This window comes from Providencia sp. UF-183 (genome assembly GCF_058246155.1).
This window is the reverse complement of the sequence record NZ_JBSICD010000005.1, coordinates 117387-132233: the sequence shown is the minus strand read 5'-3', so window position 1 is coordinate 132233 and position 14847 is coordinate 117387. Positions and strand designations below refer to the sequence as shown.

Below are 14847 nucleotides of genomic sequence, written 5' to 3'. Positions count from 1 at the left end.
TAACTAGAGGGATTAATATGATGGATAAAAATAAAAACAATAGAGATTTAGTTGACTATGAGCATTTGCATAATTTAGTTATGTCAATGGTAAAAAATAAGAAATATATAAGTCAGAAAGATAGCTTTAGTAAGCTACAAGCTAAAAATAAAGATGAAATTCCAGAAATACCTTATTTAAAGTATGAAAAAAACAAAAGAGTCCCAAAAGGAACTGCGGAAATGTTGTTGCGTTTTATATCCTCCATGCTAAAAAAGAATATGGAATTACCCCCTAATATTAGACGTTATTTATATGAGGCTATAGATAATCAATTAAAAAAAGGTGATGAGTTTCAGTCATTTCAAGACTCTTTTTTTCTAAACGTAACTTATAGGAAGCAAGAAAATAAAAAAGTTGAAGTAAGTGATTATATTTACCATTACCTGCTAACTAGAGTTTCTATAATGATGACTCTGGGTTATACGAAAAAAGATATTAAAAAATATAAAAATAGTAAAAATGGATCATTTTATGAAGAGTTATTTGGTGAGCTTTGCTATAAATTTAAAATTGATGGTGATATAAATAAAAGAGAAAGTTGTATTATAAATAAAATTTCAGTGCATCCAGATAATCTGGAAGAGTTATTCGTAAAAGAAAACATTATTAATACCATTCGGTTCGATGAAAATAATCTCCTCAATGATGATAATAAGGAAAAATTGAATGATTATGTCAAATATTTAAATTCAATAATAAGTGGAAAGGACCAATGGTTTTTTGGTGTAGATGATGCATTAACACACTTACAAAGATTGAGTAGTTGCAACACGTTCATTGATGCTATGCCTGAATTATTTGCTGGGATTTAAGCTAAATCCCCTCATCATTTCCTTTTCCTTAAAGGAAATCAAGGGGGGGCTTATGAGGCCCCATTAGGGGGAGGATTAATTTTGTAGTTTATTTCTTATGATATGACCCAACTCGCCAAGGGTGGGTCTAACTATCATAGGAGATAATATGAATAATCAATTAAACAACTTAAACCTTCGCACTAAAATCGCTCTATTTAGAGAAATCAATAGTGAAGAAGCTCGCCTTGAATACATACCTGAACTTCTCGAAGATATTCTCTATGTAGAAGATGGTTTCGTCGAGTATTGCCCTGAATCCAATGACTATAAGTTTTTCACTTGTGATGGTCATTATTTCCTCAAGCTCATATTTGATGATTATGGTGACCTTGAAGAGTTTTCTATAAAAAACTATTAATTCATTAATCAATTGCCTCATTCAAATGAGTGAGGCTCATCAAACTTTTATCTTAAACACTCATTGGAGTTAATTATGACTATTGATGAACACAATCAATACGCATTCGATTCGGGATTACAGTTAGCTAAAGAACGTCAACTTGCTGCTGAAGATGCAGAAATAAAAGATATCGAGGTCGACTATCCTCGTTTTAAAGATACACATGACAAAGAAGGGGAAACAAGTGGTTATATAAAAACATTAGCCGATGAAAATGGTAAAATTCATTGGTTAATAGCGAAAAGTTTTCATGAGGAATTAGGTGAGGTAATTTGGCGTAGTGATGGGTTAAATTCAGTGTCAGAGGAACAGCAAAAAACAAGAATAGATGAATATAAGCAATTAAGAGCAGCCAAGGATGCAGCACGAGAAGCCCTATTTGACGAAAATAGAGCTGCATTAAAAGAGGATATTCAAAGACTTCCTCCAGCTTCAAATCATCATCCTTATTTGTTGCGAAAAAAAGTGGAGGCGCATGGTATATTAGTCAATGGTAATCAATTGGTTATTCCATTGAGTGAATATCAAGGTGGTTTCATAACGGCTCAACGTATTTGGGAGGATGGTACTAAACGCTTTTATAAAGATTGTGGTAAAAAAGGGGCTTGCTATGTGATTGAAGGTGATAGCAGCACCATATTGATAACCGAAGGATTTGCGACAGCGGCATCCTGTTATGAGGCGACAGGGTATACCTGCATTATGGCGATTGATTGCGGTAATTTATCTGAAGTAGTTAAAGCTGTGCGAAGTAAAACAAATGTACCGATTGTGATTATTGCTGATAATGATAAGTATAAAGAGAGAAACGCGGGCGTTGACGCTGCGGAAAAAGCGGCAAAATCATATGGTTGTTCGTGTTTTATACCTCAGTTTCAAGATGAATCAACACAACCGACAGATGCCAATGATTTAGCTGTTTTAGAAGGGATTGATGAACTTAAACGTCAGTTGTGTCCAGTTATTGCTATTGCCCGAATGAGGATACCTGCTGATTATTTTTTCAATAATGGGTGGTTATATCAAAAACGAACTACGGACAAAGGGACGTATGATGCACAAATTTGTTCTGCATTGTATCCGCAAGCGCTGTCTCGAGATAAGGAGAATAAAGAGTGGGGAATAGTCCTCAAGTTTGCAGACTTGGATAACCATGAACATCTGTTTGCTTTACCTCGAGCTGCAATAGTGAAAGATCCATCGTTAATATTGGAACCTTTGGTTTCGAGAGGCTTGCAATTTAACCCAAGTGAACATAAAGCCCTAATAAGCTTTATTTCAAATGTTCAACCAGTAGAACGTGCCCGTAATGTATCTCAAACGGGTTGGTATGGTGAAGTATTTGTTTTACCGAATGAAGCTATTGGGGCGAGCTCTGAACGCGTTGTTTATCAGTCTATGTATGGCGCTCCGGCAGGCTATGAACAATTGGGGACACTAGAAGAATGGCAGCGTAATGTAGCGGCTTATTGCCAAGGTAACAGCCGATTAATTTTGATGGTCGCTGCTGCGTTTGCGGGACCATTATTGGATTTAGATCACGCATTAGAATCGGGTGGTTTCCATATTCGAAGTGAAAGTAGCCGAGGAAAAACAACGGCATTGCGTGTGTGTAAAGGAATATGGGGATCTGCGGATAACTTGCTGACATGGCGTGCAACGTCCAATGGACTTGAGAGTGTCGCCTATGCTCATAATGATGCAACGCTTGTCATTGATGAATTAGGTCAGATGGCAGATGAAAACCCCAGTGAAGCAGCTCAGACAGTGTATATGGTGGCTAATGGGTCAAGCAAGCAACGAGCAAACCGTTCCGGTGGGGCGGTATCGTTGAAAACATGGAGGCTCATTTTTGTTTCAGCAGGTGAAGTTTCCTTGTCAAATTTAATGAGTCAGGCGGGAAAAATGGTCAAAGCGGGGCAAGAAGTTCGTTTTATCGACATTCCTGCAGATGCTGGAAAAGGGTTAGGTATCTTTGAAGAACTTCATGGTTTTTCTGATGCGGCAAGTTTTGCCGAAATGTTAAATAGTAATAGCAAGCAATACTATGGTGTTGCGGCTCGAGCATTTTTGACGGAGTTAGCTGGCAATAAGACTGAGTACTCAATAAATCTAAGGGAGCTGATGACAGAGTTTTTACAATATGTGCCCGATAATGTGGATGGGCAGATAAAACGTGCTGCAAATCGGTTTGCCCTCGTTGCAGCAGCGGGAGAGTTGGCAGCAAACATTACTGGCTGGGAAAAAGGTGAAGCTTTTCGTGGTGTGAAAACCTGTTTTGATGCATGGTTGTTAGAAAGAGGCGAAGGCTCACACGAATCTAACCAAGCACTTGAAGTTGTTAGAGGTCGATTACTCAAATGGGGAGACTCTAGATTTGGACAAAATACGAATGGACCTGTTTGGGGCTGCAAAGATGGCAACGACTTTTGTGTTTTCCCTGAATCGTTTCGCAACGATATTTGTCAGGGACTCGATCATAAAAGTGTCGCCAACGTATTGGTTAAATTAGGTTTTTTACCTAAGACATCCGCAGTGACGAAGCGGTTGCAAGGTGGTGGTCTTCGCCGCGTGTACCCTATATCTGAGCGAATATTCGATGTTGGACAGGTAGAAGAGCAACAACCCTATGTTGTATCAGGGACACTTTTAGGCCAAAGCGATGAAGGGTGTGAGGTAATGGAAAGTTATACAGTTTAATCGTGAAAGTTAAAAAGGAGGGGGGGACCTCTCCTTGTTACGTTACACTATCAGCGTGATGTAACAAAAAATGTTTCAATGTCGGCTTGTATCGCTGTTACGAGTGTAACGTCACTAAATGCGTTAATAATAGGAATGACGCTTAGACTAACTTTTAGGCTGTTCTAATTTTTGTTCAGAGACGTATTTTTATGACGTAACTGGCGTAACAGCGATACACGTTGATATTATAGGGATCTGCTGTAACGTTCTCTTAAAATGTAACGTTACACCCCTTTCCAATACCTGCAATATTCTCAATCACGATTTCATAAGTAGGGGGCAGTTTGGATGTCAAAAATTATTGTACGTTGAGGCTGTTTTTTTATCAGCTTCCAATTATTTATAAAGATCCTGAACCCTGCAAACCTGCGAAGAACTATAGCCCGTTGCCTTAGCTGTTTCTCGGATACTGAGTTGTAATACATGACTTTTTGGTGTCGTTCCTGATAAGCTTACTTATCTTTGTATTTGCCGAACATATGAGCGCGTTCAACTCTCCAGTTTTTGCCGCTGACGACGACTTACCTGCGGTTTTTTAAGACCACACTGATAATCGTAACTGAACTAAGAGTTAACTTATTGTAAATCTACCAATGGTTGATCTAGCCTAAGTTAAATTAACGACTAATTAAGAGGTCGTTGTGGCTGATATTATTTATTTAACAATGCAAGGCAACAAACAAGGGTTGATTTCTGCAGGTTGTTCAAGTTATGACTCGATAGGTAACCGGTATCAAGAAAATCATGCGGATGAAATATTGGTTTATTCAACAACGTATGACTTAGCCAGAAAACAAAATGTTTCCCATGCACCGTTTATCATGGTCAAAGCCGACGATAAATCCTCAGCACTACTACTCTCTGCCATATCTCATAATGAAATATTAGATTGTGTCTTTGAGTACTACCGTGTTGATAAAAGCGGTAAATTGACGCCTTACAAAAAAATAAGATTAACAAAAGCCAGTATTGTTAGAATTACAAACGAATCCCCCAGTTCTCTAACTGAAAATGAGCTACAGTCATTTGAGAAAGTATCACTTTTATACGAGAGCATTTCTTACACTCACATTCAGGCTAACGCATCGGGATATAGCATTCGAGGTGAAACATTATAATGGGAAATATCAATGAAAATCAATGATGTATATTTTAACCGTTTTAATGTGCCGATTGTATCATCACCACAACCATACATAGCTTCATTGATAGAAGACCCTGTTAAAATATTTGTAATAGTTAACTATAACTGGGGTATTGGTCATACTGGCTTGGTCGTGGGAGAAGGAGAGGACGCTTTACTATATGACCCGTCTGGCGGGTATTCGGAATGCCCCTCAAAAGAATGCTATAACAATATTGAAGAATACCGTACCCCTCGAGGTTCAGGGGAGTTTTTCCATTATCCTGAATTCAATTGGGATGATTACCTGTCTTTTCAGTTGTGGGATGGTCAAGATGTCCAAATAATTGAATTTACAGTACCTAGAGAGCAAGCAGACAAAATCACTGAGCTAATTTATAATTATGGCACAGCAGGTTGGGCTATGTGTGCTGACACTGTTTTTTATATTTTGAAAGAAAGTGGAGGCGTATTTAATGCACTTGAAGAGAATATGCTGTTTCGTGAAGACCCGTGGACGTTCAGAAATAAGCTAATAGAACTTCATTACCCTAAGCGTGGAGGTATTTTCTCTGGTGCTTATTAAAAATAGGTTCTTAATCTTATTCCTGTCACTTTCCCTTAGTGTAGCATTTTTCTATTTAGAAACCGTGCATGAGTATTTTTTCAAATTTTATCCTCACGCGGTAAATTCAAGATTGGCAATCGAGTATCAAAAAGTATTTTCCTTGGTGCTTTCTATCTATTTGATTGCTTTGTTTATTTTTGTTATTTATGCGTCACGAAAAGATCTAAAAATAAACAAAAAGTACCGATTGGTAGCCTATGTCTTAATGCCTTATCTGATAAATGTCATTGTATGGGGGCTTAAGGAGTTTCAAACCAATAGATACACTCAAGTGTCTGTAATTATTTCAGATTTATTCATGACTTCCTACGTGATTCATTTTGTTTTTCTTATTCCTATCATGGCTTATCTGGCAGATTATGGGATAAGAAATATGGTATTTAGAAACAAAAGTGAACTGAAAACGTTTTTTTAAATTTAGGCAAAAAAGCCCTTCACATGAAGGGCGATTGATATCAGGTTCAGGTAAGTTTCGTCGACTGAGACCTGCCAAAGGTAACAGGTTAAAAAATAATCTTAATGTACAATAATTTTCGATATCCAAATTCGCCCCAAGTAGACTAAAAGTAGTCTACTGCTTTATCCACTATTAGTGGAAGATATCCAATGTTTCATAAGGTTTTATCTGAGCAATAATGGTTGAATAATCGACTTTGTTTACGAGTTCATGCATGGCTTGTTGATCTTTTGGTAAGGCTTTACCGTAAGAACTGGTTTGATGTCCCATAATCTTATTCAAATATTCATCAGACGGATGCAGGGCGAGTAGCTTATCTCTAAAGTAATGCCTAAAGCTATAGAGCGTGACGTGCTCAGGAAGCGATTGGCGGTCTCGTAAATTACGGTTGAACCATTCACCCGGCTTGGTAGCAAAAGAGTCTTGAATGAGCATAATTTCAGGGAACAGGCGTGTATCTTCACGGTGTGTTCCTGCCTTATCGTTCACAAATACCAAGAAGCCTAAATCAATAAGTTGTTGATGGATTGGGATGTAGCGTTTGGCATTTGGTGTTTTCAACCGCTGTTTTTCATATCGGTTATCCACTCGAATACACCAAATGTCATTTACTTTTTCAACGTCATTAGTGAACAACTGGCAAGCTTCACCGGGACGCATACCCGTAAATAAACACAATAGCGGTAACCAAAAATGGTAAGGCTGCTGTATCTTCTTGGTTTTGACGCCTTGATGCATCGTAAACAGGGGATGCTGAAAAACTCGCATGGCTTCCTCGTCAGTGATGACGGCTCTATCGTCTTTATGGTTAACCCGTGGAGCCGGAAGCGGTTCTTGAGGGATAGGATTGTAGGTTAAATACCCTAAGGACACTATCCAATCAAAAAACTGGGACACTTTTTGCAGGTGTGAATTCGCCGTTTCCACCGATATGGTTTGAGCGTGTGGATGTTTTTTTATGATTTCACTCAGTGGCTGTGCCAGCATCTCTTTTGTTTTAATCCCAATAGGAAAGGTCTTTAAGCACTCTCGAAAATGTCTGCCTTGCTCGGGTGTAATCGTATCAACAAGCACATCACCAAAGTAGCTAATTGCTAAGGCGAGGCATTGAGCATACTTATTTTGGGTCTTTTGGCTGTGCCCTTTTTGCAGGCTTTCTTCCTGATATTCGCTAATCAGTTTAGATAGAGGGTAACGTGGCTTATCATCAATGATTGATTCAACCTCACGGGGGACGGGGGTGTTTAACCAGTCAGGTATTGGGTTTAATAAATATTCATTGAGCCGTTGATAATGAAACCAATAAGCTTGGTCAACCATATAAGCCAGTTGCTGATAGTCTTGTTCCGTTAAATTAGGTGGAATATTCAATTGTTGCTCTTGGAGCTCATCTAATACCGAGGCAACTATTCTCTGGTTTTTGGCATTGTCCCAATATTCTTTATCATCAGCCCGAGTTCTATGAAGCTCGATAATCCCTGTTGAAACGTGCACTAAATCATTGAGTTCATTAATGCCTTTATCAAAGTTGCCATGAAAATCATCCATTTCACGCTGCCACCACGTGTTGACTAGTAACTTGAGTTGCTGCTGAAAAAAGACAATTTGTTCTTCGGTCATTTTCGGGCTTCCTGAATATTGGGCTTTCCAGTGATTATATTGACTATTGAGGATTAAGGCTAATGATCGGGCTGCATGCAATTGCTTCGTTTTGAGGCTCAGCCGGATGTCATGGCGAGCGTTTGCAGTCGGGATGGTTTTACGAAACCACCACGTATTAGCACGTTGGTAAAGGTAGTGGGGGAGCTTTAATGTCGTCATGCGGTACATTCCTGCGGCACAATTTCGACATGATAGAAAGAAAAACGACCTGAAACTTGTTAAGAATCAGGTCGTTAGATAGTGGTGGAGCTGGCGGGAGTTGAACCCGCGTCCGAAATTTCTACATCCTCGGTACTACATGCTTAGTCTAGTCTTTAAATTCATTTGCCAACTGCGGACAGACACGCCATCAACAAACTATCCTGATTAAGTTTAACGCTTCAACCCCAGGCAAGGCATCCACGCGATCTCTTTTGGGTTTGACTTCTCTTGATCCCCGTCCTAAGAGCGGAGGCTAGGGAGAGAAGGCTCTAAGCAGGTTATTAAGCTGCTAAAGCGTAGTTTTCGTCGTTTGCGACTATTTTTTTGCGGCTTTTTACGAGGCCAACCGCCCCTCGGCATGCACCTTGGGTTTCGCAAATCCCGTCGAATCCAGAATCAGCCCCAAGTTGTTGAACGCAGTATAACAGAAAATTATCCTATAAAGCTAGGACTTAGCGATTAGAATGTTTCATTATACGTGCTTTATCGAGTTGCCATTCACGTTCTTTGATATCAGAACGCTTGTCATGGGCTTTTTTACCCCGAGCAACACCGATTTTTACTTTACACCATGCATTTTTCCAATAGAGAGAAAGTGCGATGACAGTGTAGCCTTCACGGTTAACTTTACCATAAAGGGTATCTAATTCACGTTGATTTAACAATAGTTTACGACTACGTGTTGGGTCACAGACTACATGAGTAGAAGCAACATTGAGAGGCGTAAAGTTAGCACCAAATAAATAAGCTTCGCCATCTCGAAGTAATACGTAACTGTCACCAATGTTAGCTTTGCCAGCACGTAGTGATTTAACTTCCCAACCTTGTAGGGACAAACCCGCCTCGAACTCCTCTTCGATAGAATATTCGTGGCGAGCACGCTTGTTCATAGCAATTGTTGCTGAACCGGGTTTATATGGTTTTTTCTTTGTCATAGTGCAATCATTATACTGTAAGCTGAGTCGAAAGAAATCTTTCTGCGCTGATATTTTTTTGATTGTGCATTTCTTGCCCTGTATGGGTTTTGTTTTTTGTTTAACCAATCAATAGTGCTATTATATGCCCAGTTTTTAGGGATAGGAATTGATATGCCACAGATTAGTCGCTCTGCGTTAGTCCCTTTTAGCGCAGAACAAATGTATAAACTCGTAAATGATGTAATTTCATACCCAAGTTTTTTACCTGGGTGTGTGGGAAGCCGTATTATCAGTCACAGTGCTGAGGAAATGACGGCTTCTGTTGAGGTATCAAAAGCGGGAATTAGCAAAACGTTCATCACTAAAAATGTGCTTGAAGACAATAAATGCATCCATATGCAATTGGTAGAAGGCCCGTTTAGTAAGCTGTCTGGAGGATGGAGATTCATTCCTCTTAGTGCAGATGCCTGTAAAATTGAATTTCACCTTGATTTTGAATTTACCAATAAATTAATAGAGCTAGCATTCGGCAAAATATTTAAAGAGCTAGCTAATAATATGGTTCAAGCTTTTACACTAAGAGCTAAGGATGTTTATAGTGTCTGATATCAATATTGAGGTGGTGTATGCACTCCCAGAAAAGCAATTTTTGTTATCTGTAAAAGTTGCAGAGGGATCAACAATAGAAGATGCGATTGTAGCTTCAGGTATCCTTTCACTGCGTGATGATATCGATTTGAAAAAGAATAAAGTGGGAATATATAGCCGCCCAGCAAAACTTTCTGACACGATACAAGATGGTGAGCGGATTGAAATTTATCGTCCTTTACTTGCGGATCCAAAAGAACTGCGCCGTAAGCGTGCTGAAAAATCGAAAGAAGCAAAAAGTAATTAGACTTTAGTGAATTGATAAACCGAGCAATTTGCTCGGTTTTTTTGTTTCTGTTATCTGTAGCTCTAACGTTAAAGCTCAGAAGGCTTTATCAGATATTAACAAAAATACAAATAACTACCTACGCATATTCGGTTATAGGTAGTTATATTTTTAGTTCTATATCAATGCATATGCATTTTTAGTCAGCTGTTTTAGCCTCAGCTGCTTCCATAGACTCTTGAGCAGCAAGATTTTTCTCATTTTTGATGTCAGTAAGAATACCGTTGCGATCAAAAGTAAGTGTCAGCGTTTCTTGCTTAACTGGATCATGCCCCAGTTCTTGGCGGAATACGTAATACCAGGTTTGAGTACCAAACGGGTCGGATAACATTGGTGTGCCCAAAGTATAAGCGACCTGTTGCTGTGTCATTCCTTTTTGAATCTTAGCAACATCTTTCGCTGTGAGGTAATTACCTTGGTTAATATCCGGGTGATAGACAAGACGTTCCATCATTGAACAGCCCGTAGACATTAATGCGAGTGATAGTGCAGCAGCAGTTAACAATTTATAACGCATGGATATCTCATTCCTTTTGGAGTCAGAACATCAATGATAATCGACATTGATACATTTTAAAACCTTCCTTATCGACTCTAAGACCACATGAGCGCAAAAAAGTTGTCAAAAATTATGCGGCAAGCAACTCTTTTGCATTAGCTAGCGTATTTTTTGTGACTTCAGAACCAGCTAAAAGCCTTGCAAGTTCTTGTAATCGTGATTTTTTATCTAGTAATTGCATATGTGTTTCGGTTTCAACGCCATTAGTTTCTTTACTCACATAAAAGTGATGATGGCCACACCCTGCAACTTGAGGTAGATGGGTTACGCACATGACTTGCGTTGATTCGCCAAGTTCACGTAATAATTTACCTACAATGGCAGCGGTAGGGCCACTAATACCGACATCCACTTCATCGAAGATTAATGCAGGGGTATCCATTTTTTTCGCAGTAATCACTTGAATTGCAAGGGCAATACGCGAAAGTTCCCCTCCTGAGGCAACTTTTGCAAGTGATTGGTGTGGTTGCCCTGGATTGGTTGTGACATTAAATTCAATCTTACAAGCACCATCAGTTTGAAGTTGTTCAGGTGCAAATTTTACATCAATCGTGAATAAACCATGCGGCATAGACAGCTGGTGCATGCTGTTGGTAATGAGTGTGCTAAGTTCTTGTGCATAATGTAAACGAACATGGTGCAAGCGTTCAGCACAAGCGAGGGCTTTTTGGTGGTCAGCAAGGACTTGTGAGTTTAATGCTTCACAGTCTTCATTTTGGTTGGCGATTTGCGCTTGTTCAGACAAAAGTTGTTGAAATAGCTCAGGTAGAGCTTCAGGTGCAATGTGATGCTTGCGTGCTAAACTGATTTGTTTAGAAATGCGCTGCTCTAGTTCAAACAAGCGATTAGGATCAAGTTCATATTGGTCGCAGTAGTGTTTTATTTCATCACTGACTTCACTAACTTGTATTGATGCTTCTTCCAGCATATCAAGCAAGCCTGAGAATTTCGGGCTTAGTGCAACAAGATCGATTAATTCATTTTTTGCCATGTTTAGTAGGCTAATAACGTTTGCATCATCATTTTCAGACAATATTTGTGCTGCATTCTGCCCAATTGTTAAAAATTGACCATGATTAGCCAGTTGCTTGTACTCTTGGTCAATTTCTTCAAATTCCCCCTGAACAGGAAGAAATTCATTGAGTTCTTTTAAGTGGTAATCCAATAGTTGCTGACGTGATTCACGTTCTTGCATTTGCTTTTGAAATACAGCAAGTTGCTGGCATGAATCATGCCATGTTTGCCAAGCTAGTTTCATTTGAGCAAGCAATTCTTGTTGGTTTGCATAGGCATCAAGCAGGGATTTCTGATGTGCATTATCAAGCAACAGTTGATGTGCGTGTTGGCCGTGAATTTGAATTAATAAGGTACCTAATTCTCTCAGTTGGGAGAGAGGGACCGAAACACCATTAATAAACCCCCGTGAACGACCGTCTGAGGCAATCGTACGACGCAACAAGCATTCGTTTTGGTTATCAAGTTGGTGTTCTGTGAGCCAATTTGCCGCCATTTGTGCATCAGATAGGGAAAAACGAGCGCAAAGATCGGCCCGTTGTGCACCTGGGCGCACCATATTGGCTTCACCGCGGTTACCTAAACACAGACCGAGCGCATCAATTGCAATAGATTTCCCCGCACCTGTTTCACCAGTGATGGTGGTCATACCGCTGCGAAAATCAATTTCTAACTCACGAACGATAGCAAAATTACTGATGGTTAATTGGGTAAGCATCTGCGCTCTCCTGTGAAAATACACACCTGTGTTTTCATACAGTTTAACCTGTTTTTTTATACAGTAAAGAGGCAGAGCTAAAAAATTAGAAAGTTTTTTTCGCCCACCCTAATTTTGAGCTTAATGTATTGAAATAATTGTAGTCTTTAGGATGCACTAGATTCAGATTTTTATTACTACGTTTTACAATGACCTCCTCACCATCTTGAATTGGTAACATGATTTGGCTGTCACAGCTGACTTCATAATCAATATTGGTGCGTATAAATTTTAAGCGAATACTGCTATCGCTACTTATAACTAATGGGCGTGATGATAAGGTATGCGGGAACATAGGAACTAAGACAATAGCATCTAAATTAGGGGTTAAAATAGGGCCTCCCGCGGATAGAGAGTAGGCTGTTGAGCCTGTCGGTGTGGCAATAATTAACCCATCAGAACGTTGTGAGAATGCAAATTTATCATCAATATAGACTTCAAACTCAATCATATGAGCAACTTTTCCGGGGTGGAGTACGATTTCATTAATCGCACTGCTCTTGCGTGCTTTTTGATTAGGCTTAATGACTTGGGCTTCAAGAAGAAAACGTTTTTCTTCACGATATTCGCCTTCAAGCACGCGTGAAAGTTGCTGTAGGGCATTATCGGGGTCTAGGTCAGTGAGAAAACCTAAATTTCCACGATTAACACCAATAACTTTATTGTTATAGCGAGATAATATACGAGCTGCACCTAACATGTTACCGTCACCACCCACTACGATGACTAAATCGGCTTGTTGGCCAATTTCAGTTAACGTGCCAGTTGTCGCATTCACTAACTTCAAATCCTTAGCGACTTGCTTGTCAATAATGGCATGGTAATTTTTTGAAATTAACCAATGATAAATAAGTTCATGAGTTGCTAACGCTTCAGGATGCCTTGGGTGCCCGACAATGCCTATCGTTTTGAAGTGAGAATGTGCTGTATTATTGTCCTTTTGCATACTTTTTTGGCCTCTCATTGTATGACTTCCCTTGAATCCCTGTATTAGATCCCCATAATACTCTCATATATGGGATTAATGCTAAATACGCGGAGATATTCATGAGTAGTAAAGACCAAAATATGCATGATGAGCAAGCTTCTGAGCAAAATGAATCACAAAAAGTGCAAACAGAGCAAGAAATGGATGTTCAGCAAGCTGAAGAAATGCAAGCAAACGAACAAGCGTTAGCAGCGCGTATTGCTGAGCTTGAGGAACAATTAGCGGCTTCTCAAAAAACAGAACGTGAAGCGATGTTACGCGCACATGCTGAAATTGAAAATATTCGTCGTCGTACGGAGCAAGATATCGAGAAAGCGCACAAATTTGCACTTGAGAAGTTCTCAAATGAGCTTTTGCCTGTGATTGATAATTTGGAACGTGCTATCGATGCCGCTGATCGCGATAATGAGCAATCTAAAGCGATGTTAGAAGGGTTAGATTTAACGCTGAAAACGTTCTTAGATGCTGTCGCTAAGTTTGGTATCGAACCTGTGGGGGATGCGAATGTACCATTCAACCCTGAAGTTCACCAAGCAATGACAATGATTGAATCACCTGATCACCAACCTAATCATGTGATTAACGTGATGCAAAAAGGGTATACGTTAAATAACCGATTACTCAGACCTGCAATGGTTATTGTTTCGAAATAATTGTTTAAATGGGATACATGTGTATCCCATTCTTTTTCTTACCTAAAACAGGCAGCTATTCATTAATCACAGGGTTCCAATCAATTGGCGCTTTGCCTTGTTGAATTAAAATTTCATTCGTCTGTGAAAAATGACCACAACCTAAAAAGCCACGATGGGCAGAAAGTGGAGAAGGGTGAGGTGCTTTTAAAACGTGATGGCGTTTGGTATCGATAATTTTGCCTTTTTTCTGAGCATGTGAGCCCCAAAGTAAAAATACGACGCCTTCGGTATTTTCATTAATCGCTTCAATGACTTTATCTGTAAATGTTTCCCACCCTAAATGGGCATGAGAATGCGCATTACCTTGCTCTACAGTGAGCACAGTATTTAATAGCAACACACCTTGCTGCGCCCAGCTGAGTAGATAACCATGTGATGGTCGCGTAAACCCTGCGATGTCTTTTTCGAGTTCTTTATACATATTCACAAGGGATGGAGGTGGCTTAATACCCGGTAAAACTGAAAATGAGAGTCCATGAGCCTGTCCTGGCCCGTGGTAAGGGTCTTGGCCTAAGATAACGACTTTAATATCTGCAAGTTCGGTATAACGGAAAGCATTAAAAACATCATCTTGTGGCGGATAGATAACTTTGCCAGCTTGGCGCTGCTGCGCGACGTAGGATAAGGTTTCTTTAAAATACGGTTTTAATTTTTCAGGGCCAATGACGTCGTGCCATGTAATGGTATTTGACATGAAATTTTCCATAACAATGAATGTTGGCTGGCGCAATTTATAACTGAACCAAATGATGGTAATAAGCTTACTGGTTCGTTGAGCAGAGATAAAGCCCTGATCTTTATAATTCATTTCAAATTAATTTGAAAATTTATAAAAATAATTAAAATGTCATCATGATGAATATTGATTTAAATC

14 protein-coding genes, 1 other RNA gene and 1 pseudogene are annotated in these 14847 nt (G+C 39.4%); 8 read left to right on the top strand and 8 right to left on the bottom strand.

What is annotated here, in order from left to right; all coding sequences use genetic code 11:
* Positions 1–17: 17 nt before the first annotated feature.
* From AC4IFT_RS06250 to AC4IFT_RS06240, 3 genes are all read left to right on the top strand, one after another.
* Positions 18–854, top strand: a complete 837-nt coding sequence (locus AC4IFT_RS06250) for a hypothetical protein (protein ID WP_490750856.1) — start codon at positions 18–20, stop codon at positions 852–854.
* 148 nt (positions 855–1002) lie between these two features.
* Positions 1003–1254, top strand: a complete 252-nt coding sequence (locus tag AC4IFT_RS06245; RefSeq protein WP_490750855.1) for a hypothetical protein — start codon at positions 1003–1005, stop codon at positions 1252–1254.
* A gap of 75 nt (positions 1255–1329) precedes the next feature.
* Entirely contained in the window at positions 1330–3996 is a 2667-nt protein-coding gene (locus AC4IFT_RS06240) for a DUF927 domain-containing protein (protein ID WP_490750854.1), read from the top strand.
* 378 nt (positions 3997–4374) lie between these two features.
* Here AC4IFT_RS06240 and AC4IFT_RS06235 read toward each other — a convergent pair.
* Positions 4375–4572 (bottom strand): annotated as a pseudogene (locus AC4IFT_RS06235) (recombinase family protein); the annotation flags it as partial.
* A 107-nt stretch (positions 4573–4679) separates the two neighbouring features.
* On the opposite strand from AC4IFT_RS06235, the gene AC4IFT_RS06230 reads away from it, so the two are divergent.
* Positions 4680–5156, top strand: a complete 477-nt coding sequence (locus tag AC4IFT_RS06230; RefSeq protein WP_490750853.1) for an Hcp family type VI secretion system effector — start codon at positions 4680–4682, stop codon at positions 5154–5156.
* 12 nt (positions 5157–5168) lie between these two features.
* The gene (locus AC4IFT_RS06225; protein WP_490750852.1) at positions 5169–5747 is read left to right on the top strand and encodes a hypothetical protein; all 579 of its coding nucleotides are present in this window, start codon (positions 5169–5171) and stop codon (positions 5745–5747) included.
* 631 nt (positions 5748–6378) lie between these two features.
* Here the strand turns inward: AC4IFT_RS06225 and AC4IFT_RS06220 are convergent.
* From AC4IFT_RS06220 to smpB, 3 genes are all read right to left on the bottom strand, one after another.
* The gene (locus AC4IFT_RS06220; RefSeq protein WP_490750851.1) at positions 6379–8067 is read right to left on the bottom strand and encodes a hypothetical protein; all 1689 of its coding nucleotides are present in this window, start codon (positions 8065–8067) and stop codon (positions 6379–6381) included.
* An 82-nt stretch (positions 8068–8149) separates the two neighbouring features.
* Positions 8150–8513, bottom strand: a transfer-messenger RNA (tmRNA) gene (gene ssrA / locus AC4IFT_RS06215).
* A 48-nt stretch (positions 8514–8561) separates the two neighbouring features.
* Positions 8562–9044 carry an SsrA-binding protein SmpB gene (gene smpB, locus AC4IFT_RS06210; protein ID WP_219246878.1) on the bottom strand — a complete coding sequence of 161 codons (483 nt, stop codon included), beginning with the start codon at positions 9042–9044 and terminating at the stop codon, positions 8562–8564.
* A 153-nt stretch (positions 9045–9197) separates the two neighbouring features.
* On the opposite strand from smpB, the gene AC4IFT_RS06205 reads away from it, so the two are divergent.
* Both AC4IFT_RS06205 and AC4IFT_RS06200 read left to right on the top strand, forming a co-directional pair.
* A complete protein-coding gene (locus tag AC4IFT_RS06205) occupies positions 9198–9632 on the top strand; it encodes a type II toxin-antitoxin system RatA family toxin (protein WP_206082531.1) in 435 nt (144 codons plus the stop codon).
* Positions 9625–9921, top strand: a complete 297-nt coding sequence (locus AC4IFT_RS06200; RefSeq protein WP_219246880.1) for an RnfH family protein — start codon at positions 9625–9627, stop codon at positions 9919–9921. Before AC4IFT_RS06205 ends, AC4IFT_RS06200 begins: the two co-directional genes overlap by 8 nt.
* 178 nt (positions 9922–10099) lie before the next feature.
* Here the strand turns inward: AC4IFT_RS06200 and bamE are convergent, their stop codons facing one another.
* The 3 genes from bamE to nadK form a co-directional block, all read right to left on the bottom strand.
* The gene (bamE, locus tag AC4IFT_RS06195) at positions 10100–10477 is read right to left on the bottom strand and encodes an outer membrane protein assembly factor BamE (protein WP_219246882.1); all 378 of its coding nucleotides are present in this window, start codon (positions 10475–10477) and stop codon (positions 10100–10102) included.
* Positions 10478–10589: 112 nt separating this feature from the next.
* The gene (recN, locus tag AC4IFT_RS06190) at positions 10590–12251 is read right to left on the bottom strand and encodes a DNA repair protein RecN (protein WP_273803619.1); all 1662 of its coding nucleotides are present in this window, start codon (positions 12249–12251) and stop codon (positions 10590–10592) included.
* 85 nt (positions 12252–12336) lie between these two features.
* On the bottom strand, positions 12337–13236 hold the full coding sequence (gene nadK, locus AC4IFT_RS06185) for an NAD(+) kinase (protein ID WP_490750957.1): 900 nt from the start codon (positions 13234–13236) through the stop codon (positions 12337–12339).
* A 101-nt stretch (positions 13237–13337) separates the two neighbouring features.
* On the opposite strand from nadK, the gene grpE reads away from it, so the two are divergent.
* Positions 13338–13931 (top strand): nucleotide exchange factor GrpE, encoded by a 594-nt coding sequence (gene grpE, locus AC4IFT_RS06180; protein WP_490750850.1) that lies wholly within the window; start codon positions 13338–13340, stop codon positions 13929–13931.
* A 55-nt stretch (positions 13932–13986) separates the two neighbouring features.
* Here grpE and ung read toward each other — a convergent pair whose 3' ends face one another.
* The gene (gene ung, locus AC4IFT_RS06175; RefSeq protein WP_490732214.1) at positions 13987–14667 is read right to left on the bottom strand and encodes a uracil-DNA glycosylase; all 681 of its coding nucleotides are present in this window, start codon (positions 14665–14667) and stop codon (positions 13987–13989) included.
* Positions 14668–14847: the final 180 nt, after the last annotated feature.